Source organism: Chromobacterium subtsugae, assembly GCF_035919665.1.
In the GTDB taxonomy this organism is placed as follows: Bacteria; Pseudomonadota; Gammaproteobacteria; order Burkholderiales; family Chromobacteriaceae; genus Chromobacterium; species Chromobacterium subtsugae.
On record NZ_CP142381.1, the window covers coordinates 1,238,326 to 1,264,598 of the forward strand.

Below are 26,273 nucleotides of genomic sequence, written 5' to 3' on the forward strand. Positions count from 1 at the left end.
GCTTAACTGTTTGGCATTTTGCGTCACAGCATCTTGTCAAAGTCTATTAAGCTCTAAGTTGGTCGGCTTCACCAGCCTTTTTTCCCAAGGATGTGAAATGGCATTTGGTACCGTGAAGTGGTTCAATGACGCAAAAGGCTTCGGCTTTATTACCCCGGACGAAGGCGGCGAAGATCTGTTCGCTCACTTTTCGGCCATCAACATGCAAGGCTTCAAGACCCTGAAAGAGGGTCAGCGCGTAAGCTTTGAAGTGGTGTCCGGCCCGAAGGGCAAGCAAGCGTCGAACATCCAGAACGCTGCCTAAGGGCGGTTCTGCCGCAGCCCCGCCGCGCGGTGGGCTGTAAGTCGTATTCAAAAAAGCCCGCCTCTGGCGGGCTTTTCATTTGCCGATGCGCAGGCGCCGGCAGCCGGCATGAAAAAAGCCCCCGGACATCCGGGGGCCTGGTTGACGCGGGCGGAGACGCTTAGCCTTGCACCGCCGCGATGGCGGCGTTGAAGGTGGCGCTCGGGCGCATCACCGCGCTGCACTTGGCGGCGTCCGGCAGGTAGTAGCCGCCGATGTCGGCGCTCTTGCCTTGCACGGCCTTCAGTTCGGCCAGGATCGTTTGCTCGTTGTCGGCCAGTTGCTTGGCTACCGGTGCGAAGCGGGCTTGCAGATCCTTGTCTTCCGCCTGCTCGGCCAGCGCCTGCGCCCAGTACATGGACAGGTAGAACTGGCTGCCGCGGTTGTCCAGCTCGCCGGTGCGGCGCGACGGGGACTTGTTCTCGTCCAGGAGCTTGCCGGTGGCCAGATCCAGCGTTTTGGCCAGGATCTTGGCCTTGGCGTTGCCGGTCTTGATGCCCAGGTCTTCCAGCGATACCGCCAGCGCCAGGAATTCGCCCAGGCTGTCCCAGCGCAGGTGGTTCTCTTCCAAGAGCTGCTGCACGTGCTTCGGCGCCGAACCGCCGGCGCCGGTTTCGTACATGCCGCCGCCGGCCATCAGCGGCACGATGGACAGCATCTTGGCCGAGGTGCCCAGCTCCATGATAGGGAACAGGTCGGTCAGGTAGTCGCGCAGGATGTTGCCGGTGACCGAGATGGTGTCGAGGCCGCGGGCCACGCGTTCCAGCGTGAAGCGCATCGCGCGCACCTGCGACATGATGTGAATGTCGAGGCCGTTGGTGTCGTGATCCTTCAGGTAGGCGTGCACCTTCTTGATCAGCTCGTTCTCGTGCGGGCGGTACGGGTCCAGCCAGAACACCGCCGGCATGCCGGAGTTGCGGGCGCGGGTCACGGCCAGCTTCACCCAGTCGCGGATCGGCGCATCCTTCACCTGGCACATGCGCCAGATGTCGCCGGCTTCCACGTTCTGGGAGAGCAGCACTTCGCCGGTGGCGAGGTCGACGATGTTGGCGACGCCGTCTTGCTGGATTTCAAAGGTCTTGTCGTGGGAGCCGTATTCCTCGGCTTTTTGCGCCATCAGGCCGACGTTGGGCACGGTGCCCATGGTGCGCGGGTCGAAGTTGCCGTGCCATTTGCAGAAGTTGATCATCTCCTGGTAAATGCGGGCGAAGGTCGATTCCGGCATCACGGCCTTGGCGTCGTAAGGCTTGCCGTCGGCGCCCCACATCTTGCCGCCGGCGCGGATCATGGCCGGCATCGACGCGTCGACGATGATGTCGTTCGGCGAGTGGAAGTTGGTGATGCCCTTGGCGGAGTCCACCATCGCCAGGCGCGGACGGTGTTCCTGGCAGGCGTGCAGGTCGCGGATGATTTCTTCGCGCTTGGAGGCCGGCAGGGTTTCGATTTTTTCGTACAGCGTGGCCATGCCGTTGTTGACGTTGACGCCCAGCTCGTCGAACAGCTTGCCGTGCTTCTCGAACGCGTCCTTGTAGTAGATCTTGACGCAGTGGCCGAACACGATGGGGTGGGACACCTTCATCATGGTGGCCTTCACGTGCAAGGAAAACAGGATGCCGGATTCGCGGCAGTCTTCCATCTCGCGTTCGTAGAAGTCGCACAGCGCCTTCTTGCTCATGAACATCGAGTCGATGATCTCGCCGGCCTGCAGCGCGACCTTGGGCTTCAACACTACGGTCTCGCCGCTCTTGGTCGTCAGCTCCATCTTGACTTCGCGCGCCTTGTCCAGCGTGATGGACTTTTCGCCGTGGTAGAAGTCGCCGTGGTGCATGTGGGAGACGTGGGTCTGCGACCACTGCTTCCATTCGCCCATCGAGTGCGGGTGTTTCTTGGCGTAGTTCTTCACCGCCAGCGGCGCGCGGCGGTCCGAGTTGCCTTCGCGCAGCACCGGGTTCACCGCCGATCCCAGACACTTGGAGTAGCGGTCCTTGATCGCCTTCTCGGCGTCGTTGGCCGGGTTTTCCGGGTAGTCCGGAACATTGTAGCCCTTGGACTGCAGCTCCTTGACGCAGGCAACCAACTGCGCCACCGAGGCGCTGATGTTGGGCAGCTTGATGATGTTGGCTTCCGGCTGCAGCGTCAGCTTGCCGAGCTCGGCCAGGGTATTGGGGACTTTCTGCGCGTCGGTCAGATAGTCGGGGAATTCGGCCAGCACGCGGGAGGCCACGGAGATGTCGGCGGTGTCTACCTGAACGCCGGCGGAACCCGCGAAGGCCTGGACGATGGGCAGGAAGGAGCTGGTCGCCAGCGCCGGCGCTTCGTCGGTGAGGGTATAGATGATTTTCGATTGTTCTGCAGGCATGACTCTATCTCCATGTTGATCTTGTGATGACAGAACGATTGCGCGAAGAGTTTAGCGCTCGGACGACAGCGCCGGGCGTGTCGGAGCGCGCGGCCGGCCGGATGCGCGCATTCGGCGGCTCTAGGGCAATTTTCAAAAGCGAATTATACCCCTTCTCATCGGCTTGGTTGGCGGCGCAACTGAAACTTTTATGCCTGATAACTGGCCGGCTGGCGTTCGGATGCGAATAAAACACCTGTTCGAGCGCCGCCAGGTTCGGCGGCGAAGGCTAGCGGCGCGGGATAGCCGGCCGCGCGGCGGCCTGGCCTGCTATCATTCGCCTACTTCATTTCACCATTTTCGCCGCATGCCCCAGCTGATTCTGCTCAACAAGCCGTATGGCGTGATCTGCCAGTTTTCCGACCACCCCACGCATCCAACGCTGAAGTCCTGCGTGCAGCAGCCCGGCGTCTATCCAGCCGGCCGGCTGGATACCGACAGCGAAGGCCTGTTGTTGCTGACCGGCGACGGCACGCTGCAGCACCGCATCGCCGACCCGCGCTGGAAGCTGCCCAAGACCTACTGGGTGCAGGTGGAGGGCGAGCCGAAAGAGGAACAGCTGGAGCTGCTGCGCCGCGGCGTGGACCTGGGCGACTTCGTCACCCGGCCGGCCGAAGTGCGGCGCATCGATAATCCGGAGTTGTGGCCGCGCAATCCGCCGGTGCGTTTTCGCAAGACGGTGCCGGATTGCTGGCTGGAAATCATCATCAGCGAAGGCAAGAACCGCCAGGTGCGGCGGATGACCGCCAAGGCCGGACTGCCGACCCTGCGCCTGGTGCGGGTGGCCATCGGCCCGTGGAAACTGGACGGCCTGCAGCCGGGCGAGATGCGCGCGCTGGAGGTGGATTTGGCAGCGTTGCCGCGGAGCGCGTCCGCCGGCCGCGGCGGCAAGCCCGGCGACAGGACGCCGCCGCGCCAGGCTCAGGCGGCGGACAGGGGCGGCAAGGCGCCGACTTTCCGTTTCGCCCGCGGCAAGAAGCCCTGACGGCCTGTCCGCGCGTCGAATTTCCGCGCTGCCATGACAAACGGGGAAGCATGGCTTCCCCGTTTTGTTTGCGCGCTTTCTGGCGCGCTGTAATGGCGTTCACGGAAGATGCCGCTAGTGGGAATGATGATCCTCGAAGTAGGCGATCGGACCCGCGCTGGTCAGGCCGATGTGGAAGTTCGAGTTTTCCGAAAACAGCTCGCCGGCGCTTTCCGCGGCGCGGACTAGCTCGAACAGAACCTCAATTTCCTTGAACTTGCGGGCCAGGATCAGGTTGCCATCCAGCCACTCATGGATCTCGGCTTCATGCGGATGCTGATTTTCCAATACCAGCTGACATTGATCATTGCTGACCAGGCTGATCGCCGGCGGCATGCTGATGTCGAACTGGTGCAACTCCTGCTGCGCCAGATTGGCGAAGTAGGAGAGTTCCTGGTTGGCCTTCTCCCGGATATCGGATAGGGCGATGGTTCCGTCGTCCTCGATCTGGCCGAGAAGCTGGCTCAGACTGGATACGGCGGAGGCGGTTTCAAACGACATCATATTGCTCCTTTATCAATACTACTATTTAGTAATAATAGATAACGTCCAGCCTGATAGCTGTTCAATCGGTCAGTTTCTTGAGTTCGTACAATATTTCCATTGCCTGTCGTGGACTGAGATTGTCCGGGTTTAGTTCCTGCAGCTTTTCCAGCGCCGGATGCGGCTCCGGTTCGGCGGCTGGCGCTGGCGCGGCGAACAGGTCCGGCTGCACCCGCGCGGCCGACTGGTTTTCCAGGTCGGCCAGGTGGCGGCGCGCGTCGCGGATTACCTTGCCCGGCACGCCCGCCAACTGCGCCACCGCCAGGCCATAGCTCTGGCTGGCCGGGCCGTCCTCCACGTGGTGCAGGAATACGATGCGGTCCTTGTGCTCCACCGCCGACAGGTGCACGTTGGCCACCGCCGGGTATTCGCCGGCCAGCGTGGTCAGTTCGAAATAGTGGGTGGCGAACAAAGTATAGGCGCGGTTCTTTTCAATCAATGCGCGGGCGATGGCCCAGGCCAGCGCCAAGCCATCAAAAGTGGACGTCCCGCGGCCCACTTCGTCCATCAGCACCAGCGAGTGCTCGCTGGCGTTGTTGAGGATGTTGGCGGTTTCGGTCATCTCCACCATGAAGGTGGAGCGGCCGCCGGCCAGGTCGTCGCTGGCGCCGATGCGGGTGAAGATGCGGTCTATCGGGCCGATCACCGCGGAATCGGCGGGCACGAAGCTGCCGACGTGGGCCAAGAGCGTGATCAGCGCGTTTTGCCGCATATAGGTGGATTTACCGCCCATGTTCGGGCCGGTGATCAAGAGCAGCTTGCGCTCGGCGGATAGCCTGGTGTCGTTGGCGATGAAGCGCTCCACTTCCGCCTCCACCACCGGGTGGCGGCCGGCGACGATGTCGAGCTTGGGTTCCGGCACGAATTGCGGCTCGGCGTAATTGCCGATGGCGGCGCGCTGGGCGAAGGCGGACAGCACGTCGAGCGCCGCCACCGCCTGGGCGATCAGCTTCAGCTCGGTGATGTGCGGGGCCAACTCGTCCAGCAGCGCCTCGTACAGCTGCTTTTCCAGCGCCAGCGCGCGGTCCTGCGCGGTCAGCGCCTTGTCCTCGAATTCCTTCAGTTCCGGCGTGATGTAGCGTTCGGCGTTCTTCAGCGTCTGGCGGCGGCGGTAGTCGTCCGGCACCTTGTCCGACTGCGCCTTGGACACCTCGATGTAGAAGCCGTGCACGCGGTTGAATTCCACCTTCAGCGTGGTGATGCCGGTGCGTTCTTTCTCGCGCGCTTCCAGTTTCAAGAGGAAGTCGCCGCAATCGGTCTGGATGGCGCGCAGTTCGTCCAGCGTCGGGCTGAAACCGTTGTTGATCACGCCGCCGTCGCGCAGGAAGGTGGCAGGTTCCGGCAGGATGGACGCGACCAGCATCTTTTGCACCGGCGAATCGACCGGCAGCACGCCGGCCAGTTCCTTCAGCAGCTCGGAGTCCAGCGAGGCCGCCAGCGCCTTGACGCCGGCCAGCGCGGTCAGCGAGTCGCGCAGCGCCGACAGGTCGCGCGGGCGGGCGGAGCGCAGCGCCACCCGCGAGGTGATGCGTTCGATGTCCGATACCTGGTCCAGCTCGGCGTGGATGTCCTGGTAGCGCGCCAGCAGCGCGCGCACCGCGCCGTGGCGGCGCGCCAGCTTGCCGTGGTTGCGCATCGGGTGGTGCAGCCAGTGGCCGAGCAGGCGGCTGCCCATGCTGGTGGCGCAGGTGTCGAGCAGCGACGCCAGCGTCGGCGAGGATTCGCCGCGTATGGTTTCGGTCAATTCCAGATTGCGGCGGGTGGCGGCGTCCATGCGGATCAGTTCGCCGGCTTCCTCCACCGACAGCGCGGCGATGTGGGCCGGGTTCACGCCCTGGGTGGACTTCACGTATTCCAGCAAGGCGCCTGCAGCGCCGACGGCCACTGGCAGCGTGTCGGCGCCGAAGCCGGCCAGGTCGCGGGTGCCGAAGTGGCGGGTCAGCGCCAGCTTCGACGATTCGATGTCGAACTGCCACGGTGGCAGCTTTTTCTTCGGCGTCGAGATGCCTTCGAAGGTGGCCAGGCCGGTGTCGTCCGGGATCACCAGCTCGGCCGGCTTCAGCCGCTCCAGCTCGCTGGAGAGGTCTTCCACATCGGCCTGCATCACCTTGAACTCGCCGCTGGCGAGAGACAGCCAGGCCAGGCCCAGCACGCCTTTCACCATATTGACCGCCAGCACCAGGTTGTCGCGCTTGTCGTCCAAGAGCGCGGCGTCGGTCAGCGTGCCCGGCGTGACGATGCGCACCACCTTGCGCTCCACCGGGCCTTTGGCCAGTGCCGGATCGCCGATCTGCTCGGCGATGGCCACCGATTCGCCCATCTTCACCAGCCGCGCCAGATAGCCCTCGGCGGCGTGGTAGGGGATGCCGGCCATCTTGATCGGCACGCCGGCGCTGGCGCCGCGCGCGGTCAGCGTGATGTCCAACAGCCGCGCCGCCTTTTCCGCATCCTCGTAGAACAGCTCGTAGAAATCGCCCATGCGGTAGAACAGCAGCTTGTCTGCGTGGTCGCGCTTGAGGGCGAAATATTGGGCCATCATCGGGGTGTGCTGGGGCGTGCTCATCGGGTGTCGGGCTCTGCTCTTGTGTCGGTCTGGGAAAATGCGTAACGCCCCGAATGAAGGCGGGGCGTTGGAATCGCCGCCATTCTAACGCGCGGCGGCGGGGGTGTCAGCCGCGGCCGGCTGCGGCAAAATGGCGTCATCGCCATTGGAGAACCCGTCATGTCCGATCTTGACTCGCAATCCACGCTGCGCCGTCTGTTCGACGCGGCCGTCGCCAGCGCGCTGCCGAAACGGCTGGTCGATCATCTGCCGCCGCCGACTAAAGGCCGCACCGTGGTTGTCGGCGCCGGCAAGGCCGCCGCGGCGATGGCGCGGGAGTTGGAGCGGGCCTGGCCGGGCGAATTGTCCGGCGTGGTGGCGACGCGTTACGGCCATGCGGTGGCGACCGAGCGGATAGCAGTGCTGGAGGCCGCGCACCCGGTGCCGGATAAGGCGGGCTGCGCGGCCGCGCAGCGGATACTGGAGGCCGTGAGCGGATTGACCGCCGACGATCTGGTGATCTGCCTGTTGTCCGGCGGCGGATCAGCCTTGCTGACCCTGCCAGCCGATGGCGTCAGCCTGGCGGACAAGCAGGAGGTCAGCCGGCAGTTGCTGGCCTGCGGCGCCGGCATCGATGAAATGAACGCGGTGCGCAAGCATCTCTCCGCCATCAAGGGCGGACGGCTGGCGCTGGCCTGCGCGCCGGCCAAACTGGTGACGCTGGCGATTTCCGACGTGGTGGGCGACGATCCGGCGGTGATCGCCTCCGGCCCGACGGAGGCGGACCCAAGCACCTATGCCGATGCCCGCGCGGTGGTCGCCAAATATGGTTTGACCTTGCCGCCCGCCGCAACGGCATTGCTGGCGGCGGAGCCGGACGAGACGCCCGCGCCCGGCGACGCCAGGCTGGCGCATGCCGAATACCGGCTGATCGCGACGCCGCAGCTGGCCTTGCGGGCGGCGGCGGCCGAGGCGAAGCGGCTGGGGCTGAACGTGCTGTTGCTGGGCGACAGCATAGAAGGCGAGGCGCGCGAGGCGGCCAAGGTCCACGCCGGTATCGCGCGCCAGATCGCCGCGCACGGCTCGCCGGTGGCCAGGCCGGCGCTGATCCTGTCCGGCGGCGAGACCACGGTGACCTTGAAGGGCAAGGGCAGGGGCGGGCGCAACAGCGAGTTTCTGCTCTCGCTGGCCATCGCGCTGAACGGCTTGCCGGGCGTATACGCGCTGGCGGCGGACACCGACGGCATAGACGGCAGCGAGGACAACGCCGGCGCTTTTATTTCGCCGGACACGCTGGCGCGGGCGGCGGCGCTGGGCGTGGATGCCGGCGCGCGGTTGGCCGACAACGACGGCTACGGTTTCTTCGCGGCGCTGGGTGATCTGCTGGTCACCGGGCCCACCCACACCAACGTCAACGATTTCCGCGCCATCCTGCTGTTGTGAGGCGGCGAGGTGCCGCATCCGGGCCATGCCGCGCATGGCCTTTTTCGCGTCCTGATTCATGACGTGGAAATAGGGTCAAGCCTACAGATCATACCTTGTTCATCTTGACCCGAACTATTCCCGGCAATTATGATTCATATCAAAGTTTCAGAAATTACTGAAAATTGAGAAAATCATGAACACACCACCTCTGGTGCAGGCCTTCGTGCTGCACTTCGGCGAGATGGGCAGCCGCTGGGGCATCAACCGCACCGTCGGCCAGATCTACGCCTTGCTGTACGTATCGGAAAAACCGCTGAACGCCGACGAGATCGGCGAGGCGATAGGCTGTTCCCGCTCCAACGTCAGCATGGGGCTGAAGGAGCTGCAGTCGTGGCGGCTGGTCAAGCTGCAGCATTTTCCCGGCGACCGCCGCGAATACTTCTCCACGCCGGAAGACGTGTGGCTGATCTTCAAGACCCTGGCCGAGGAGCGCAAGAAGCGCGAGGTGGAGCCGACGCTGACCATGCTGCGCGGCGCGATGATGGAGCATCCGGCCAGCGAGGCCGAGCAGCACGCGCAGGCCAGGATGAAGGAGATGTACCAGCTGATCGAATTGGTCACCACCTGGTTTTCCGACATCCAGCACATGGACGTGGAGACGCTGCAGCGGCTGATGAAGCTGGGCTCGCAGGTGCAGAAGGTGCTGCAGTTCACTCAGTCGCTATCGCGGCTGGGCCATCGCGAAGAAGAAAAGGAGTAGACCATGGAACTCGACCCCGTCACGCTGGCGCGCATCCAGTTCGCCACCAACATCTCCTTTCATATCCTGTTTCCCACCATCAATATCGCGATGGCCTGGGTGTTGCTGTTCTTCAAGGTGCGCTTCCGCCAGACCGGCGACCAGGGCTGGATGGACGCCTACGCCTTCTGGGTGAAGATCTTCGCGCTGTCGTTCGCGCTGGGCGTGGTGTCCGGGGTGACCATGAGCTTCCAGTTCGGCACCAACTGGCCCGGCTATATGCAGACGGTGGGCAATATCGCCGGCCCGCTATTGGCTTACGAGATCCTGACGGCTTTCTTCCTGGAGGCCGGTTTCCTCGGCATCATGCTGTTCGGCCGCTCCCGGGTGCCGGAGAAGGTGCACACGCTGGCCACGCTGCTGGTGGCGGGCGGCAACACGCTGTCGGCGTTCTGGATCATCGCGCTCAATTCCTGGATGCAGACCCCGGCCGGCTTCGTGATGCGCGACGGCCGCGCCCATGTGCTCAGCTGGATTGAAGTCATCTTCAATCCGTCGATGCCGTACCGGCTGACCCATATGCTGCTGGCCTCCGGCCTGACTGTGGCTTTCCTGATCGCAGGCCTGTCCGCTTACCGCTACCTGCGCGGCGACCGCGGCCGCGGCGTGATGCTGGCGCTGAAGAGCGGGGTGTTCCTGGCGGCGTTGCTGATTCCGCTGCAGATGTTCGTCGGCGACATGCACGGCCTCAATACGCTGAAGCACCAGCCGGCCAAGCTGGCGGCGATAGAAGGCATCTGGCATACCGAGAAGAATGTGCCGCTGCTGTTGTTCGCGCTGCCCAACGCCGAAACCCGCAGCAACGATTATGCGGTCGGCGTGCCCGAATTGGGCAGCCTGATCCTCACCCATAAGTGGGGCGGCGAGATCAAGGGCCTGAACGAGTTCGAGCAGCACCCGCCGGTGGCCAAGGTGTTCTGGAGCTTCCGCGTGATGGTGGCGATGGGCGGCCTGATGCTGCTGGCCTCCTGGCTGGCGGCCTGGCAGTTGAAGAAGCGCGGCGAGCTGGCCAAGCCGCTGGCGCGCCTGCTGGTGGGCATGACCTTCGCCGGCTGGATCGCCACGCTGGCCGGCTGGTTCGTCACCGAGATCGGCCGCCAGCCCTGGCTGGTGACCGGGGTGCTGACCACCGCCCAGGCGGCGGGCAAGGCCACTGCGCCGATGCTGTTCACTTCCCTGGGCACCTACCTCGCGCTGTACGCGCTGCTGCTGCTGGCCTACATCTCGGTATTGTTCCACCTGGCGCGCAAGGCCGGCGCGCATGAGACGGCCGACGCCAAGCAACTGAAGGAGCAACTGGCATGAACGAGGCATATTTCCTGCCGGCGATTTTCGCCGGACTGATGGCGCTGTCCATGCTGGTGTACGTGGTGCTGGATGGCTTCGACCTGGGCGTCGGCATCCTGCTGCCGCTGGCGGACGACGAAGAGAAAGATCTGATGATCGCGTCGATCGGGCCGTTCTGGGACGCCAACGAGACCTGGCTGGTGTTGGGCGCGGGCTTGCTGTTGGTGGCCTTCCCGCTGGCGCACGGCGTGGTGTTCGGCGCGCTCTATCTGCCGGTGCTGGCGATGCTGGTGGGGCTGATCCTGCGCGGCGTAGCCTTCGATTTCCGCGTCAAGGCGCAGGACCCGCACAAGCCGTGGTGGAACGCCGCGTTCGCCGGCGGCTCGCTGCTGGCGGCGCTGGCGCAGGGGGTGATGCTGGGCCGCTACCTGACCGGCTTCGCCGATAGCTCCACGTCCTGGTTGTTCTCGCTGGTGGTCGGCGTCGGCCTGGCCTTGGCCTACGCGCTGCTGGGCGCCTGCTGGCTGGTGATGAAAACCCACGGCACGCTGCAGGCCAAGGCGATACGTTGGGCGCAACTGAGCCTATACGGCGCCGGCGCCGCGGTGGCGGCGGTGTCGCTGGTGACGCCGCTGGCCAATCCGGCCATCGCCGCCAAATGGTTCGCGCTGCCGCAGTTCCTGCTGTTGTTGCCGCTGCCGCTGGGCTCGCTGGCGCTGTTCGGCCTGTTGATGCTCAGCCTGCCGCGGCTGGCGCGGCGCCAGGCGGCGGGCAACGATGCCTTCTGCTGGCTGCCGTTCGCCGCCAGCGTCGGCATCGTGCTGCTGTCGTTCTGGGGGCTGGCTTACAGCGTGTTCCCGGAAGTGGTGCTGGGGCAGATGACCATCTGGCAGGCGGCGGCCGATCCGGAGGCGCTGTGGGTGATATTGTGGGGCGCCATCGTGGTGCTGCCCTGCATCATCGGCTACACAGCCTTCGCCTATCGGGTGTTCTGGGGCAAGGCCGACAAGCTCAGCTATCAGTAATGAGCGGAGGAAAACCAAAAAGCGCGCCTGCATGGCGCGCTTTTTTTGCGTCTTCATTCCATTTTTGCGCCTTGATGTAAACTTAATGTCATATTATTGTAACGATACTGTCATTTTGCCCGGCCACAATCCGCCGCGTGAATGCCAGCCGCCATAATGATAAATGGAGAAGCCGATGTCCCTAGCCCTTTCCCGCACTTTACGCCGCGCCGCCGCGCTCGCGCCGCTGACGCTGGCCTTGTCGCTGCCGGCTCACGCCGCCACCGAAATCCAGTTCTGGCATTCGATGGAAGGCTCGCTCGGCGACCGGGTCAACGCCATCGCCGCGCAGTTCAACGCCAGCCAGAAAGACTACAAGGTGGTGCCGGTGTACAAGGGCCAGTACGACGAATCGCTGGCGGCCGCCATCGCCGCCTACCGCAGCGGCAACGCGCCGGCCATCGTGCAGGTGTTCGAAGTGGGCACCGCCACCATGATCCAGGCCAAGAAGGCGGTCAAGCCGGTGTACCAGGTGATGGCCGACGCCGGCGAGAAACTGGACGAGAAGGCCTTCATTCCGGCGGTGGCCAGCTATTACAGCGACGCCAAGACCGGCCACCTGCTGTCCTTGCCGTTTAATGCTTCCACCCCGGTGCTGTACTACAACAAGGACGCGTTCAAGAAAGCCGGCCTGCCGGAGGCGCCGCCCAAGACCTGGCCGGAACTGGCCGCCGCCGCCGCCAAGCTGAAGGCTTCCGGCATGCGCTGCGGCTACAGCACCGGCTGGCAGGGCTGGGTGCAACTGGAGAACTTCAGCGCCTGGCACAGCCTGCCGTTCGCCAGCCTGGACAACGGCTTCGGCGGCGCCGGCGCGACGCTGCAGTTCAACGGCCCGGTGCAGGTCAAGCACATCGAATTCCTGGCCAAGATGGCCAAGGACGGCGCCTTCAGCTACGCCGGCCGCAAGGACGAGGCCACGCTGAAGTTCTACAGCGGCGAGTGCGGCATCATGACCGGCAGCTCCGGCTCGCTGGCCAATATCCGCAAGAACGCCAAGTTCAACTTCGGCATGGGCATGATGCCGTATGATCCGGCGGTGAAGGGCGCGCCGCAGAACGCCTTGATCGGCGGCGCCAGCCTGTGGGTGATGGCCGGCAAATCCCCGGCCGAATACAAGGGCGTGGCGCGCTTCTTCAAGATGCTGGTGTCGCCGGAAGTGATGGCCAAATGGCACCAGGACACCGGCTATCTGCCGGTGGTGAACGCCGCCTATGATTTGTCGCGCAAGCAGGGCTTCTACGACAAGAACCCGGGCGCCGACATCGCCACCCGCCAGATGCAGAACAAGCCGCCCAAGTCCTACACCCGCGGCCTGCGCCTGGGCTATATGCCGCAGATCCGCACCGTGATGGACGAGGAGCTGGAAGAGGTGTGGACCGGCAAGAAGACCGCCAAGCAGGCGCTGGACAGCGCCGTGCTGCGCGGCAACGAGCTGCTGCGCCGTTTCGAGAAAACCGCCAACTGATCCCTCCGGAAACGGGCGCGCCGCGAGGCCGCCCGTTTTTCTCGATAGAGTCCACGCATGCAGAATCGCATTCATTTTTCCAATCGCTGGCTGGGCTTCGCCTTGATGGCGCCGCAGCTGGCGATCACCTTGATCTTCTTCCTGTGGCCGGCGCTGGAGGCCTTGTGGCAGTCGGTGCAGCAGCAGGACCCGTTCGGCCTGGACAGCCAGTTCGTCGGCCTGGCCAATTTCAGCCTGCTGTTCCATGACCCGCTGTATCTGGGCACCATCCAGACCACGCTGCTGTTCAGCGCGCTGGTGACCTTGCTGGGCACCGGCAGCGCGCTGATCCTGGCGGTGATGGCCAACCAGATCACGCGCGGCCGCCGCATCTACCAGACGGTGCTGATCGCTCCGTACGCGATCGCGCCGTCGGTGGTGGCGGTGCTGTGGCTGTTCCTGTTCAACCCCAGTCTCGGCTGGATCAGCTATCTGCTGCGCGAGGCCGGCTACGAGTGGAACCACGCGCTCAACGGCGGCCAGGCGCTGCTCTTGGTGGTGCTGGCTTCGGCCTGGAAGCAGATCAGCTACAACTTCCTGTTCTTCTACGCCGGCCTGCAGGCGATACCGGCGTCCTTGATTGAAGCCGCCGCGATAGACGGCGCCGGCCCTCTGCGCCGCTTCCGCGACCTGGTGTTTCCGCTGTTGTCGCCGACCAGTTTCTTCCTGCTGGTGGTCAACCTGGTGTACGCCTTCTTCGATACCTTCGCGGTGATAGACGCGGCCACCGGCGGAGGGCCGGGCAAGTCCACCGAGACCATGATCCTCAAGGTATACCTGGAAGGCTTCAAGGGCCTGGATCTGGGCAGCTCGGCCGCGCAGTCGGTGGTGCTGATGGCGGTGGTCGGCCTGTTGACGCTGGTCCAGTTCCGTTACGTGGAAAGAAAGGTGCAGTACTGATGGTGGAGAACCGCAAAGGGCTGGACCTGTTCTGCCACGCGATGCTGATCGCGGGCATGCTGGTGGTGGCCTTCCCCTTGTATCTGATGTTCGCCGCCGCCAGCCAGGACGCCGATCAGGTGACGCGGGTGCCGCTGTCGCTGCTGCCCGGCAGCCAGCTGTGGACCAACCTCTCCACCGTGCTGTGGAGCGGCAGCGGCGGGTTGGCGGTGCCGTTGGCGCGCACGCTGTGGAACAGCTTCGTGATGGCGATGCTGATCGCCGTCGGCAAGATCGTGATTTCCTTCCTGTCGGCTTACGCCATCGTCTATTTCCGCTTCCCGTTCCGCAAGACCGGCTTCGCGCTGATCTTCGCCACGCTGATGCTGCCGGTGGAAGTGCGCATCTTCCCGACGGTGGAAGTGGTGACCAAGATGGGGCTGATCAACAGCTATACCGGCCTGACGCTGCCCTTGATCGCGTCCGCCACCGCCACCTTCCTGCTGCGGCAGTTCTTCATGACGCTGCCCAAGGAATTGATGGAGGCGTCGCGGGTGGACGGCGCGGGGCCGATCCGCTTCCTGATCGACGTGGTGCTGCCCTTGTCGCGCACCAATATCGCGGCCTTGTTCGTGATCACCTTCATCTACGGCTGGAACCAGTATCTGTGGCCGCTCTTGGTCACCCACGATCCGGCGATGTCCACTTCGGTGATCGCGATCAAGGGCATGCTGGGCGAGGGCGCGGTGCAGTGGCACCTGGTGATGGCGTCCGCGCTCTTGACCCTGCTGCCGCCGCTGCTGGTGGTGATCGGCATGCAGCGCTGGTTCGTCAAGGGCCTGGTGGACAACGAGAAATGAGAAAGAGCGCCAAATGGCAAAACTAAGTCTGAAGAACATCGCCAAGCGCTATCCCGGCGCTGAGCGCCGGGTGCTGGAAGAGATTTCGGTGGAGATCGCCGACGGCGAGTTCGTGGTCATCGTCGGCCCGTCCGGCTGCGGCAAGTCCACGCTGCTGCGGATGGTGGCCGGGCTGGAGAGCACCGAGGACGGCGAGATCCGCATCGGCGAGCGGCTGGTGAATCAGCTGGAGCCCAAGGACCGCGACATTGCGATGGTGTTCCAGAACTACGCGCTGTATCCGCACATGACGGTGGCGGAGAACATGGGCTACGCGCTCAAGCTCAAGGGCCTGAAAAAGGCCGAGGTGATGGAGCGGGTGCTGAAGGTGGCGGCGGTGCTGGAGCTGGAGCAGCTGTTGCAGCGCAAGCCGCGCGAGCTGTCCGGCGGCCAGCGCCAGCGCGTGGCGATGGGCCGCGCCATCGTGCGCGAGCCGGCGGTGTTCCTGTTCGACGAGCCGCTGTCCAACCTCGACGCCAAGCTGCGCGGCCAGATGCGGCTGGAAATCCAGCGCCTGCATCGCCGGCTGGCCACCACCAGCCTGTACGTCACCCACGACCAGGTGGAGGCGATGACGCTGGCCGACCGCGTGATCGTATTGAACAAGGGCCATATCGAGCAGATCGGCGCGCCGGACGAAATCTACGACCGGCCGGCCAGCGCCTTCGTCGCCGGCTTCATGGGCTCGCCGGGAATGAATCTGTTCGACGCGCAGGCGGACGAGCGCGGCGAGCGGCTGCTGCTGGGCGACGGCGTGTCGCTGGCGCTGCCGGCGGCCAATCCGGCGCTGGCCGGCCGCAAGCTGAAGGTCGGCATCCGGCCCGAGCATTTGCGCGCGGCGGACGAGGGCGGCGAGGCGCTCAGCCTGCGGGTGGACAGCATCGAGATGCTGGGCGCCGACAATTACGTTTACGGCCTGATGGCCGGCCACAACGTGGTGGCGCGGCTGGCGCACGGCCAGCGTCCGGAGGCCGGCAGCCGGCTGGAATTATCGGTGCGCGCCGAGGCGCTGCACCTGTTCGACGCAGAGAATCAACGGAGAATCGCGCATGCCGCAGCAGAACAAGCAAGCCTGGCCGTATCCTGAACTCGTCGCCCACCGCGGCGGCGGCACGCTGGCGCCGGAAAACACCGTCGCCGGCTTCCGCGAAGGCATTCGCTACGGCTACCGCGCCGCCGAGTGCGATGTGAAGCTGTCGGCCGACAAAGTCTGCTTCCTGCTGCACGACGACACGGTGGACCGCACCAGCAACGGCCAGGGCGCAGCCCAGGGCAAGACCATGGCCGAGCTGTCGCAGCTGGACGCCGGCGGCTGGAAGGGCGGCGCTTTCGCCGGCGAGGCGTTGCCTACGCTGGCCAATGTGGCGGCCTATTGCCTGGCGCAGGATATGTTGCTGAATATCGAGATCAAGCCCTGCCCGGGCCGTTTCGAGGAAACCGGCCGGCTGGTGGCGCAAGAAGCCGCGCGGCTGTGGGCAGGCGCGGCGGTGCCGCCTTTGCTGTCCTCGTTCGAGATCGAGGCGCTGCGCGCGGCCCAGGCCGCCGAGCCGGCGCTGCCGCGCGCCTTCCTGTGCGAGGAGATCCCGGCCGACTGGCGCGCCATTCTGGCGGAGCTGGATTGCGTGGCGCTGCATTGCGACCATAAAACCCTGACCGAGCCGCTGGCGCGCGGCATCAAGGCCGCCGGCTACCAATTGCTGTGCTACACGGTCAACGACCCGGCCGATGCCCGCCGGCTGCTGGCCTGGGGCGTGGACAGCCTGTGCACCGACAGGCTGGATCTGCTGCCGGCGCGCGGCTAGATCAGCGCTGCGACCAGCGCTGGAATATCGGCTGCAGCGCGCCGTTCTGCTGCAGCCGCTTCAGCGCCGCCTCGAACTGCCGCGCGCGCGGATCTCCCTTGGCGAAGGCCACGTAGCGCGGCATTTCCACCAGCGGCTTGGACAGTACCCGCACCTGGCTTTCCCCCTGTAGTTGCTGGATGAAATACAGCAGCTGCAGCTTGTCGCCGACGATGACATCCACCCTGCCGGCCAGCAGCATCGCCACCAGCTGGCGCGGCGAGGTGGCGTGCAGATCGCGCTCCAGATCCGCCTTGTCGAAATCGGTGTCGTAGGCGTAGCCGTGCACCTGGCCTATCAGGTAGGGCTTGAGGTCGTCCAGCACGCGCCAGTATTGCAGCGGGCCCTGGCTCAGGGTGATGAACACGGTTTGGCCCTTGCGCAGCGGCCCCACCAGATCGTATTGCGCGCGCCGCTCGGCGGTGCCGGTGAAGACGAAGCCGGCATCCGCTTCCTTCTGCGCCAACTGCAGTTTCACTCTTTCCCACGGCAGCAGGCTGATGCGAAACGGCGCGCCGATTTCTAGCATCACCGCCCGCACCAGTTCCACATCCAGCCCTTGCGGCGTGCGCTCGTCCTGCCCCAGATAACTGTAGGGTTCGAAGCTGGCGTCGGCGACCAGCCGCCAGGGAGCGGGGGCGGCCGCCATGCAGAACAGGCTCCAGAGCAGGAACAGGACGCTGCCGTATTTCATCATTTCGCCTTCGGACTGGGAATGGCCGCCGCGCGCGCCGCCATTCGCTTCAGCTTAGCATCGCGATGCCGGACGCGGCGGACGGGAATATTTGTTGCGCCGGAGGTTCGCCTTGCCATCCGCATGCGCGCGCGGGTCTATCCGTTGCTAAGCCGGGCTGGGCCGGACTTCTTTTTTCTTATATAGCGCTGAGCGGCTGGCAATGATTTCGCCGTTTATCCGGCATGGTCAACGTTGAATTGCCATCAATCGCTTTCTTTTGCTAGATTCGACCCGATCGCGCTTGCGCGCGGGCGATATTCGGCAGGGGCTCACACCGAATGCCATGCCGGCTCTCACGGCATCGTTCCCATCCCGGCGTCAGACCGGGACTGTTCCAAACTTTCCCTCCTTCGCTTCCGCGGCCTGCGCCGCCGGAACGGGGAGGGCTTCGCTCAGATGTCCTAAGGAGAATCATGCAGTTGTTTCATTCTTTGATCGGCGCGATCAACGACGTGCTGTGGGGCAAGATCCTGATCGCCCTGCTGCTGGCGGTCGGCCTGTATTTCAGCCTGCGTTCCGGCCTGCTGCAGCTGCGGCTGTTTTCCCGCGGCTGGCGCGAGATGGTGGGCGGCCGCGGCGGCCATGTCAGCAAGGACGACATCTCGCCGTTCCAGGCCTTCGCCACCGGGCTGGCCAGCCGGGTCGGCACCGGCAATATCGCCGGGGTGGCCATCGCCATCGCCGCTGGCGGCCCCGGCGCGGTGTTCTGGATGTGGCTGACCGCCTTGCTCGGCATGTCCAGCGCCTTTGTCGAATCGACGCTGGCGCAGCTGTTCAAGACCAGCCACCACGACGACACCTTCCGCGGCGGCCCGGCCTACTACATCCAGAAAGGCCTGGGCCAGCGCTGGCTGGGGGTGTTGTTCGCGCTGTGCCTGATCCTGGCTTTCGGCCTGGTGTTCAACGCGGTGCAGGCCAACTCCATCGTCGCCGCCACCCAGGGCGCCTGGGGCTGGCAGCCGTGGGCGGTGGGGCTGGCGCTGGTGGCGCTGACCGCGCCGGTGATCTTCGGCGGCGTGCGCGCGGTGGCGCGGGTGGCGGAATGGCTGGTGCCGGTGATGGCGCTGATCTATCTGGTGATGGCCTTCTACGTGCTGGCCATTCACGCGGCGGAACTGCCGGGCCTGGTGCTGCTGATCGTCAAGAGCGCGCTGGGGCTGGAGCAGGCCGCCGGCGGCGTGGCCGGCTACGCGGTGAGCCAGGCGATGATGCTGGGCATCAAGCGCGGCCTGTTTTCCAACGAGGCCGGCATGGGCTCGGCGCCGAATGCCGCGGCGACGGCCACTTCCAAACATCCGGCCAGCCAGGGCGCGATCCAGATGTTCGGCGTGTTCATCGACACCATGGTGATTTGCACCGCCACCGCCGCCATCATCCTGTTGTCCGGCGCGCACGACCAGGGCCTGAGCGGGGTGGCGCTGACGCAGAAGGCCATCGAGTCGCAGTTCGGCCCGATAGGCGTGTCCTTCCTGGCGGTGGCGATGTTCCTGTTCGCCTTCTCGTCCATTCTCGGCAATTACGCTTACGCCGAGGGCAACGTCGAGTTCATCCGCAACAGCAAGAAAGCATTGCTGGCCTTCCGCCTGGTGGTGCTGGCGATGGTGCTGTTCGGCTCGCTGGCCAGCTTGCCGCTGGTGTGGGACATGGCCGACCTGGCGATGGGGCTGATGGCGCTGATCAATCTGGCGGCCATCGCGCTGCTGTCGCGCTATTTCTTCATCGTGCTGGGCGATTACCAGCGCCAGCTGAAGGCCGGCGTCGCCGCGCCGGAATTCAAGGCGGACCAGTATCCGGAGCTGGCCGCCAAGGTGGAGAAGGGCATCTGGTAAGCGCGGCGGTTTGTTTGCGATGACCCAGCCCGCCGCATCCGGCGGGCTTTTTGCTGGCCGGCTCAGACGGTGAAGCGCTCGGCCAGCCCCATCAGCCGCTGCGAGATCGCCTGCAGTTCGCCGGCGGTTTGCGCGCTGTCGCGCATCGCCAGGCTGTTTTGCTCGGACATCCGCGCCACCTGCTCCACGCTCAGCGCCAGCGTCTGGCTGGCGCTGCTTTGTTCGCGCAGCGAGGACGTGATCTGGTGGATGCTGTCCAGTACGTCGCCGACGCAGTGGCGGATGTTGTCCATGCTGGAGCCCGCCTCGCGGGCGCGCTCCTGGCCGGTCATGATGGCTTTCATGCCCAGCTGCATGCTGTCGTTGCCCTTTTGCGCGGTGTTCTGGATCTGGCCGACGATAGTGCTGATCTCGGTGGTGGACAGCGCGGTGCGCTCGGCCAGCTTTCTCACTTCGTCGGCCACCACAGCGAAGCCGCGGCCCATTTCGCCGGCGCGCGCCGCCTCGATCGCCGCGTTCAGGGCCAAGAGATTGGTCTGATCGGCGACGTCGCGGATCACGTCGACGATCCCGGCGATGGATTGGGATTGGCGGCCCAGGTCGGAGATGGTGTCGGACACCGACGACACGTCGCGGACGATGCCGTCCATGCTGCTGGCGGTGGCGGCGATCACCCGGTTGCCGTCGGATGAGCGGCTGGCGGCGTCGCTGGACAGGCGGTCGGCCTGTTCCGACTGCTCGGCGCATACCGACAGGCTGGTGCTCAGCTGCTCTATCGCCGCGGCCATGCTGGCGGCGGCCTCGTTCTGCTGGGCGCTGCCGGCGGTGATGCTTTGCGCGCTCAGCGCCATCGCGTCGGCCGCGCGGTGGGTTTCGCGCGCGGTGTCCAGCAGCTGGGCCACGGTTTCCCGCAGCTGGTTGCGCATCTGGCGGATCGCCGCCAGCAGGCTGATTTCATCGCGGTCGCGCAATTGGATGCGGGTGTCCAGCCGGCCCGCCGCCAGCTGCTCCACCACCTGTTGCACGTAAAGCGGCTCGCCGCCCAGCTGCAGCGTGATCGACAGATAGAGCTGCTGGAACAGGAAAATGGCCAGCAGCATCGACGCCACGCCGATGGCGATATAGGTGTTGCGCTGATTGGCGGTGCGGTCTATCCGCGCTTGCAGCAGCTGGTCCAGCTGCCGCAAGCCGGCGGCGATGTAGGCGGAGACGGCCTGGGCGGCGTCGGCGCTGTGGCCGGCCACTTTGAGGCCGGCGGCGCCGGTCTTGCCGCCGACCGCGTCGTCTATCGCCGGCAGCTGGTTTTTCAGCACCGCCGCCAGCTTGTCCGCCTGGGTTGCCATGTCCGGCTTCAGGCTGGGGTTGTAGGCGACTGCCTTGGCGATGTCGCCGGCCAGGCCGTCGTTGACCTCGGCGATCAGCGGCCGCAGCTCCACCAGCCGGTCGCGCTGGGCGGGGGCGAGCGGATGGTTGGCCGCTGCCAGCGCGGCGACGGCGTTGGCCTCGCCCAGATGGCTGACCAGCGTGGTCAGCTTGGCGGTGGCGGCGTCCATCAGGTAATAGGTGTCGATGTCGGGGTCCAGCGTCAGGTTGGAGTTGTCGCTGATGGCGCCGATCAGATTGTTCAGCTTGTCGCTGAGATTGCCGTAGGCGGCTATCCATTGTTCGGCCGAGCCGGCCGGCGCGGTTTTCAGCTTGTCCCAGGCTGCGGCGGCGTCTTTCCAGGCGGCGTCGCTGGCCAGTTCCGCCCCCAGCCGGCTGTTGCTGTCCTGCAACGCCTGCCATCTGGCCTGCAGCTGCTGGGCGGCGGCGGGCAGCTCGTTGCCAGCCTGGGCGTCGCCCAGGGCCGCGCGCACTGCCAGCTCCTGGGCCTGCTGGGCTTGCGCCAGCATCGCGGCCAGCGGTTGCATGTAGACCACGCCCACTCTTTCCTTGGCGGTGGAGTCGATATTGTCCTGATTGCTGCGGTACAAGCCGTATACCAGATAGAGCAGGGCGATGGCGAAGACCAGGCCGATCACGGCGAAGCGCTGGGGATAGCTCAGGCGCTGCATCAGCCTGACGATGGGGGTGGACATGGCGGGGCTCCTTCGATATCGACCATGATTACAACGCTCCCGCACCGGACATGCGAACGGCGTGCTTCGCTCTTCACTGTATAAGTGAATCCGCTTAGCGCAAGGCGGGATTCATGGAGGATGCGGCCAGGGCCGCCGGCGCGGTGGCCGGCGGGGGCGCTCAGATGGTCTTCGAGTAGCGGGCGTGGGTGCGGCGTTCGCGCAGGTGGCGGTCGAAAATCATGGCGATATTGCGGATCAGGAAGCGGCCCTTGGGCTCCACCATCAGGAAGTCGCCATCGAAAGACAGCAGCCCCTGCTGCTGGAATTCGCGTATCTGTGGCATTTCCGCCGCAAAATATTGGGCGAAATTGATGGCGTAGATGTCTTCTATCGCCTCGATCGACAGCGAGAAGCGGCACATCAGCCCCTGGATGATGGTGCGGCGCAGCACGTCGTCCTTGTCCAGCGTCAGCCCGCGCACCACCGGCAGGCGCCCCTCGTCCAGCGCGGCGTAATAGCCTTCCAGCATCTTGTCGTTCTGGCTGTAGCTGGAGCCCACCTTGCCGATGGACGACACGCCGAAAGCCAGCATGTCGCAGTCGGCGTGGGTGGAGTAGCCCTGGAAATTGCGTTGCAGCCGGCCCTGGCGCAGCGCCACCGCCAGCTCGTCGTCCGGCTTGGCGAAGTGGTCCATGCCGATGAACACGTAGCCGGCGTCGCTCAGCATCTTGACCGCGTCCTGCAGGATGTCCAGCTTGGCGGCTGCGCTGGGCAGGTCGGCTTCGTTGATGCGGCGCTGCGGCATGAACACCGTCGGCAGGTGGGCGTAGTTGTACAGCGCCAGCCGGTCGGGATCGAGGGCGATGGCCTTTTCCAGCGTGCGCAGCATCGAGTCGCGGCTTTGCAGCGGCAGGCCGTAGATCAGGTCCAGGCTGACCGACTTCATGCCGGCCTCGCGCCCGGCTGCTATCACCTGGCGGGTTTCCTGTTCGCTCTGCACGCGGTTGACGGCGCGCTGCACCGCGGGGTCGAAATCCTGCACGCCGACGCTGATCCGGTTGAAGCCATATTCTGCCAGGCGGAACATGGTTTCGCGTTTTACCTTGCGCGGATCGATCTCAATGGAATATTCTCCGTCGCTCAGGAACTCGAAATGCGTGCCGAGCATGGTCATCAGCCGCGCCAGCTGGCCGTCGTCGAGGAAGGTGGGGGTGCCGCCGCCGAAGTGCAGCTGTATCACCTTTTCCCGGCAGCCCAGCTGTTCGGCCACCAGCAGGATTTCCTTTTCCAGGTAGTCCAGGTATTGGTCGGCCTTGCTCTTGTTTTTGGTGATGATCTTGTTGCAGGCGCAGTAATAACAAACTGTGTTGCAAAATGGTATATGAGCGTACAATGATAAAGGTTTGCGGTTGGCGCCGATGCGGCGCTGCTGCAGACCATGCTGGTAGTCATGTGCTGAGAAACCCGGCGTAAAGCGATCCGCAGTCGGGTATGACGTGTATCTTGGTCCCGACCCATCCAGGCGTTCGATCAGCTCTCGGTCGAACTCGAAATGGGCGGGGGAAAACGGATGGGTGGTTTTCATGTCGTATTCGGATGGTAAAACTTCTGGTGGACTGGTAAATTTGCGCAAAACCTGCGAATTCCGCATTGACAAGGGTCAAGCTTCACCAGCTTGCAGCAAACACAGCATGTCTGAACAAAACCATACAGCGTTACACACACTGAAAATTTCCTGCTCCAGCTGCAGCCTGCGCGAGCTGTGCCTGCCGGTCGGCCTCAACCGCGAAGAGATGAGCCAGCTGGATACGGTGATCCGCCAGAGCCGCCGCCTGAAGCGCGGCGAGTACCTGTTCCGCAGCGGCGAGGGCTTCAAGTCGCTGTACGCGGTGCGCACCGGCTTCTTCAAGACCTGCGTCGCCAGCCAGGACGGCCGCGAGCAGGTGACCGGCTTCTTGATGTCCGGCGAGCTGATGGGCCTGGACGGCATCTCCACCAACAACCACAGCTGCGACGCCATCGCGCTGGAGGACAGCGAGGTGTGCGAGCTGCCGTTCAACCGGATGGAGTCGCTGAGCCGCGACATTCCCAGCCTGCAGCACCACTTTTATCGGCTGATGAGCCGCGAGATCGTGCGCGACCAGAACGTGATGCTGCTGCTCGGCAATATGAAGGCGGAGGAGCGCATCGCCGCCTTCCTGCTGAACCTGTCGCAACGGCTGTCCACCCGCGGCTTCGCCGCCAACGACTTCATCCTGCGGATGAGCCGCGAGGAAATCGGCAGCTTCCTCGGCCTGAAGCTGGAGACGGTCAGCCGCACGCTGTCCAAGTTCCAGCAGCAGGGCTGGATCACTGTCGATCACAAGCACATCCAGCTGGTGAAGGTGGAGGAGTTGAAAAACCTGATCGCCGGCTGCGTGCACGCCAACGGCCACTGAGCCCGCCGCTGGGCAAAAAAGGCAGGTCTTCGGACCTGCCTTTTTTCATGGCTGCGGCAGTTTGCTTTGCAGCTCCGCCAACCGGGCCGGATCGGGCCAGCCGTCCGGGGTGACGAAGCCGCGCGCCGTCTCCCGCCACAGGCCGCCGCCGGCCGGCTGCAGCTCCGCCACCAGCTGCGGCGCGGCGCAGGCCAGCAGTTGTTCGCGCAGCGCGGCCTGGCTGTGGACGCGGGATGCGTCGAGCAGGGCCGGCGCCAGCCAGGACAGGCGCGGCAGCCAGGCCCAGCGCGAGCCGGGCAGCGTTTGCGGCCAAGCCGGCAGCAGCGGCGCGTGCCAGCCGCGCAATGCGCCGGAGGGTGGCGGCCAGGCCTGGCCGGCGGGGTAGAACAGCCAGCCGCTCAGGCGCGCGCCGGTCTGGCAGGCGGCGAAGCCATCGGGCAGTTGCGCGGCGGCGGCGGGATGGCGGCTCAGTTGCAATTGTGTTGCGAGTTTGGTCGCTTTCAGCCGCCAGGCATCGCGCAGGCTGGGGCCGACCAGCGTGTCCGGCCCGTTGCCCAGTTGCAGGTAGAATTTGCTGGCGGTTTCCAGGTGCCAGGGTTCGCCGTCCAGCCACAGCAGGAAGTCGAATTCGCCCAGGGTGCGGCGCGTTTCGTTGATGACGGTGAGATTTTCCGCCGCCAGGCGAATGTGCGGCGCGGCGCGAAACCAGAAAGAAAGCAAGCGTTCGGCATATTTTCCCAGCCGGCTGTGCTGGGCTGCCGCCAGCCAGTCCAGCAGCGGCGCCGGCTCGCGCTCCAGCCGGCCCAGCAGCGCCGCGCCGTCGGCGCCCAGCAGCCGCTCGGGCGGCAGGTCGGCGCCGGATTGCCAGGGGGAGGGGGAGGTCAGCAGGAAGGCGAGATCGCGCACCGCCGGGTGCGCGTAGGGCAGAGAGAACGGCTGTTCAGTCTTCATCCCGCTTCAGGCTGCCGTCGGCGGCGCGCTGCACCTGCTTGAAGAAGCCGCGCAGGATGTCGATTTCGTCGCGCAGCACGCCGGAGCGGTTGAACAGCGCGCGCATGCGGCGCATCAGCCGCTCGCTGTTGCGGCGGCGGAAGTAGCCGATGTCGTCCATCGCCTGCTCCAGGTGGCCGCACATGCCTTCCACCTCGCCCTGGGTGGCGGCTTCGCCGTCGGCGCGCAGGTATTCCACGTTCACGCCGGTGTGGCTGAACAGCTCGTAGGTCATCACCTGCACCGCCATCGCCAGGTTCAGCGAGAAGTAGTCGGGGTTGCCGGGGATGGTGACCAGGCGGTTGCACTGCTCCACTTCCTCGATCGACAGGCCGAAGGTTTCGTTGCCGAAAACCAGCGCCACCTGCTCGCCGTCGCGCGCGCGCGCCACCAGCTCGGGCGTGGTTTCGCGCGGGGTGGACAGCGGGGTGGTCAGCTCGCGGCGGCGGCTGGTCAGCGCGCAGGCGACGGTGACGTCGGCCAGCGCCTCTTGCAGCGAGCCGACCACGGTGGCGCTCTCCAGCACGTCCACCGCGCCGGAGGCCAGCGCGTTGGCTTCGTCGCTGGGAAACACCTTGGGTTCCACCAGGTAGAGGCGGGTCAGCCCCATGGTTTTCATCGCGCGAGCGGCCGAGCCGATGTTGCCCGGATGGTTGGGCCTGGCCAGCACGATGCGGATGTTTTTCAGAAAATCAGGTACTTGGGGTTTATTCATTGGCGGTTTCACATTAAAATAGCGGGCATATATCAAAAGCCCGCGCCCAGGCGTCGGGTTTTTTTGTTCCTTAACCCAGATTGTTACCGGCAGGCGTCGCGTCATCGAACGCCGCGCCTGCCCATTGTTCAAGTGTAGAGGCCGTCAATGCATCCGATGCTCAATGTCGCGGTTAAAGCCGCTCGCCGCGCTGGCAGTGTTATCCAGCGCGCGTCGCTTAACCTCGATACCATTCGCGTAGAGAAGAAGAAACACAATGACTTCGTTACCGAGGTGGACCGCGCAGCCGAAGAGGCTATCATCCAAACCATCCTCGAGGCCTACCCGAAACACGCGATTCTAGCAGAAGAGTCGGGCGCCAAAGGCGTCGGCTCCTCCGAATACGAGTGGATCATCGACCCCATCGACGGCACCACCAACTTCCTGCGCGGCCACCAGCAGTTCGCGATTTCCATCGCGCTGGCGCACAAGGGCCAGATCCAGCAGGCGGTGGTGTACGACCCCAGCCGCAACGACCTGTTCACCGCCTCGCGCGGCGTGGGTTCCTTCCTCAACGACCGCCGCATCCGCGTGTCCAAGCGTTTCATGATGAACGAGTGCGTGATCGCCACCGGCTTCCCGGTGTCGGACCAGAGTTATCTGGACCAGTATATGGGCATGCTGAAGGACGTGATCGGCAAGGCCGCCGGCGTGCGCCGCGAAGGCGCGGCCTCGCTCGACCTGTGCAATGTGGCCTGCGGCCGCGTCGAAGGCTTCTTCGAGCTGAACCTGAAGCCGTGGGACATCGCGGCCGGCAGCCTGATCGTGCAGGAAGCCGGCGGCATCGTCACCGACTTCACCGGCGAGCAGGGTTGGCTGGAATCGGGCGACATCGTCGCCGCCAACCCGAAAGTGCTGGCGCAGCTGCTGCACACTCTGGCGCCGCACGTCGGCAAGTAAGCGCCAGCCTTCATCCCC

The 26,273-nt window shown here is 65.0% G+C and carries 21 protein-coding genes and 1 pseudogene; 14 read left to right on the plus strand and 8 right to left on the minus strand.

The window, feature by feature from the left end:
* Positions 1 to 97 precede the first annotated feature (97 nt).
* Positions 98 to 304: a cold-shock protein gene (locus U6115_RS06055; protein WP_043576527.1), complete on the plus strand. Its 207-nt coding sequence runs from the start codon at positions 98 to 100 to the stop codon at positions 302 to 304.
* 160 nt (positions 305 to 464) lie between these two features.
* On the opposite strand, the gene U6115_RS06060 is transcribed toward U6115_RS06055, so the two are convergent.
* A complete protein-coding gene (locus tag U6115_RS06060) occupies positions 465 to 2,702 on the minus strand; it encodes an NADP-dependent isocitrate dehydrogenase (protein WP_043576525.1) in 2,238 nt (745 codons plus the stop codon).
* A 346-nt stretch (positions 2,703 to 3,048) separates the two neighbouring features.
* On the opposite strand from U6115_RS06060, the pseudogene U6115_RS06065 reads away from it, so the two are divergent.
* Positions 3,049 to 3,573 (plus strand): annotated as a pseudogene (locus tag U6115_RS06065) (pseudouridine synthase); the annotation flags it as partial.
* A 267-nt stretch (positions 3,574 to 3,840) separates the two neighbouring features.
* Here the strand turns inward: U6115_RS06065 and U6115_RS06070 are convergent.
* Together U6115_RS06070 and mutS are read right to left on the minus strand one after the other, a co-directional pair.
* The gene (locus tag U6115_RS06070) at positions 3,841 to 4,269 is read right to left on the minus strand and encodes a hypothetical protein (RefSeq protein WP_230623387.1); all 429 of its coding nucleotides are present in this window, start codon (positions 4,267 to 4,269) and stop codon (positions 3,841 to 3,843) included.
* Between the two features lie 61 nt (positions 4,270 to 4,330).
* Complete coding sequence (gene mutS / locus U6115_RS06075) at positions 4,331 to 6,871, minus strand: DNA mismatch repair protein MutS (protein ID WP_043576519.1); 2,541 nt, start codon at positions 6,869 to 6,871, stop codon at positions 4,331 to 4,333.
* A gap of 159 nt (positions 6,872 to 7,030) precedes the next feature.
* Here mutS and U6115_RS06080 point away from each other — a divergent pair, with 159 nt between their 5' ends.
* The 9 genes from U6115_RS06080 (at position 7,031) to ugpQ (ending at position 16,509) form a co-directional block, all read left to right on the plus strand.
* Positions 7,031 to 8,293, plus strand: coding sequence for a glycerate kinase type-2 family protein (locus U6115_RS06080; protein ID WP_043576515.1), 1,263 nt, complete (start codon positions 7,031 to 7,033; stop codon positions 8,291 to 8,293).
* A gap of 175 nt (positions 8,294 to 8,468) precedes the next feature.
* Positions 8,469 to 9,035: a GbsR/MarR family transcriptional regulator gene (locus U6115_RS06085; RefSeq protein WP_043576511.1), complete on the plus strand. Its 567-nt coding sequence runs from the start codon at positions 8,469 to 8,471 to the stop codon at positions 9,033 to 9,035.
* Between the two features lie 3 nt (positions 9,036 to 9,038).
* Positions 9,039 to 10,379: a cytochrome ubiquinol oxidase subunit I gene (locus U6115_RS06090; RefSeq protein ID WP_043576508.1), complete on the plus strand. Its 1,341-nt coding sequence runs from the start codon at positions 9,039 to 9,041 to the stop codon at positions 10,377 to 10,379.
* The gene (locus tag U6115_RS06095) at positions 10,376 to 11,386 is read left to right on the plus strand and encodes a cytochrome d ubiquinol oxidase subunit II (RefSeq protein WP_043576506.1); all 1,011 of its coding nucleotides are present in this window, start codon (positions 10,376 to 10,378) and stop codon (positions 11,384 to 11,386) included. Before U6115_RS06090 ends, U6115_RS06095 begins: the two co-directional genes overlap by 4 nt.
* A 175-nt stretch (positions 11,387 to 11,561) precedes the next feature.
* Entirely contained in the window at positions 11,562 to 12,890 is a 1,329-nt protein-coding gene (gene ugpB / locus U6115_RS06100; RefSeq protein ID WP_043576735.1) for a sn-glycerol-3-phosphate ABC transporter substrate-binding protein UgpB, read from the plus strand.
* 57 nt (positions 12,891 to 12,947) lie between these two features.
* A complete protein-coding gene (gene ugpA, locus U6115_RS06105; protein ID WP_043576503.1) occupies positions 12,948 to 13,829 on the plus strand; it encodes a sn-glycerol-3-phosphate ABC transporter permease UgpA in 882 nt (293 codons plus the stop codon).
* Positions 13,829 to 14,668, plus strand: a complete 840-nt coding sequence (ugpE, locus tag U6115_RS06110; RefSeq protein WP_043576500.1) for a sn-glycerol-3-phosphate ABC transporter permease UgpE — start codon at positions 13,829 to 13,831, stop codon at positions 14,666 to 14,668. Before ugpA ends, ugpE begins: the two co-directional genes overlap by 1 nt.
* Before the next feature lie 13 nt (positions 14,669 to 14,681).
* On the plus strand, positions 14,682 to 15,794 hold the full coding sequence (locus U6115_RS06115; protein WP_043576498.1) for a sn-glycerol-3-phosphate import ATP-binding protein UgpC: 1,113 nt from the start codon (positions 14,682 to 14,684) through the stop codon (positions 15,792 to 15,794).
* Positions 15,757 to 16,509 (plus strand): glycerophosphodiester phosphodiesterase, encoded by a 753-nt coding sequence (gene ugpQ / locus U6115_RS06120; RefSeq protein ID WP_043576493.1) that lies wholly within the window; start codon positions 15,757 to 15,759, stop codon positions 16,507 to 16,509. Before U6115_RS06115 ends, ugpQ begins: the two co-directional genes overlap by 38 nt.
* Position 16,510: 1 nt before the next feature.
* Here the strand turns inward: ugpQ and U6115_RS06125 are convergent, their stop codons facing one another.
* Positions 16,511 to 17,245, minus strand: coding sequence for a substrate-binding periplasmic protein (locus tag U6115_RS06125; RefSeq protein ID WP_197465960.1), 735 nt, complete (start codon positions 17,243 to 17,245; stop codon positions 16,511 to 16,513).
* Between the two features lie 452 nt (positions 17,246 to 17,697).
* On the opposite strand from U6115_RS06125, the gene U6115_RS06130 reads away from it, so the two are divergent.
* Complete coding sequence (locus U6115_RS06130) at positions 17,698 to 19,113, plus strand: alanine/glycine:cation symporter family protein (protein WP_043576491.1); 1,416 nt, start codon at positions 17,698 to 17,700, stop codon at positions 19,111 to 19,113.
* A gap of 62 nt (positions 19,114 to 19,175) precedes the next feature.
* On the opposite strand, the gene U6115_RS06135 is transcribed toward U6115_RS06130, so the two are convergent.
* Together U6115_RS06135 and hemN are read right to left on the minus strand one after the other, a co-directional pair.
* Positions 19,176 to 21,191 (minus strand): methyl-accepting chemotaxis protein, encoded by a 2,016-nt coding sequence (locus U6115_RS06135; RefSeq protein WP_043576488.1) that lies wholly within the window; start codon positions 21,189 to 21,191, stop codon positions 19,176 to 19,178.
* 160 nt (positions 21,192 to 21,351) lie between these two features.
* Complete coding sequence (hemN, locus tag U6115_RS06140) at positions 21,352 to 22,758, minus strand: oxygen-independent coproporphyrinogen III oxidase (protein WP_043576486.1); 1,407 nt, start codon at positions 22,756 to 22,758, stop codon at positions 21,352 to 21,354.
* A gap of 106 nt (positions 22,759 to 22,864) precedes the next feature.
* On the opposite strand from hemN, the gene fnr reads away from it, so the two are divergent.
* Positions 22,865 to 23,611 (plus strand): fumarate/nitrate reduction transcriptional regulator Fnr, encoded by a 747-nt coding sequence (gene fnr, locus U6115_RS06145; RefSeq protein WP_043576482.1) that lies wholly within the window; start codon positions 22,865 to 22,867, stop codon positions 23,609 to 23,611.
* 45 nt (positions 23,612 to 23,656) lie between these two features.
* Here fnr and U6115_RS06150 read toward each other — a convergent pair whose 3' ends face one another.
* Together U6115_RS06150 and U6115_RS06155 are read right to left on the minus strand one after the other, a co-directional pair.
* Positions 23,657 to 24,562: a DUF1853 family protein gene (locus U6115_RS06150; RefSeq protein ID WP_080770251.1), complete on the minus strand. Its 906-nt coding sequence runs from the start codon at positions 24,560 to 24,562 to the stop codon at positions 23,657 to 23,659.
* The gene (locus U6115_RS06155) at positions 24,552 to 25,316 is read right to left on the minus strand and encodes an RNA methyltransferase (RefSeq protein ID WP_043576479.1); all 765 of its coding nucleotides are present in this window, start codon (positions 25,314 to 25,316) and stop codon (positions 24,552 to 24,554) included. Before U6115_RS06155 ends, U6115_RS06150 begins: the two co-directional genes overlap by 11 nt.
* A gap of 147 nt (positions 25,317 to 25,463) precedes the next feature.
* Between U6115_RS06155 and U6115_RS06160 the strand changes: the two genes are divergently transcribed.
* Positions 25,464 to 26,255 (plus strand): inositol monophosphatase family protein, encoded by a 792-nt coding sequence (locus U6115_RS06160; RefSeq protein WP_043576476.1) that lies wholly within the window; start codon positions 25,464 to 25,466, stop codon positions 26,253 to 26,255.
* The last annotated feature ends 18 nt before the right edge of the window (positions 26,256 to 26,273 follow it).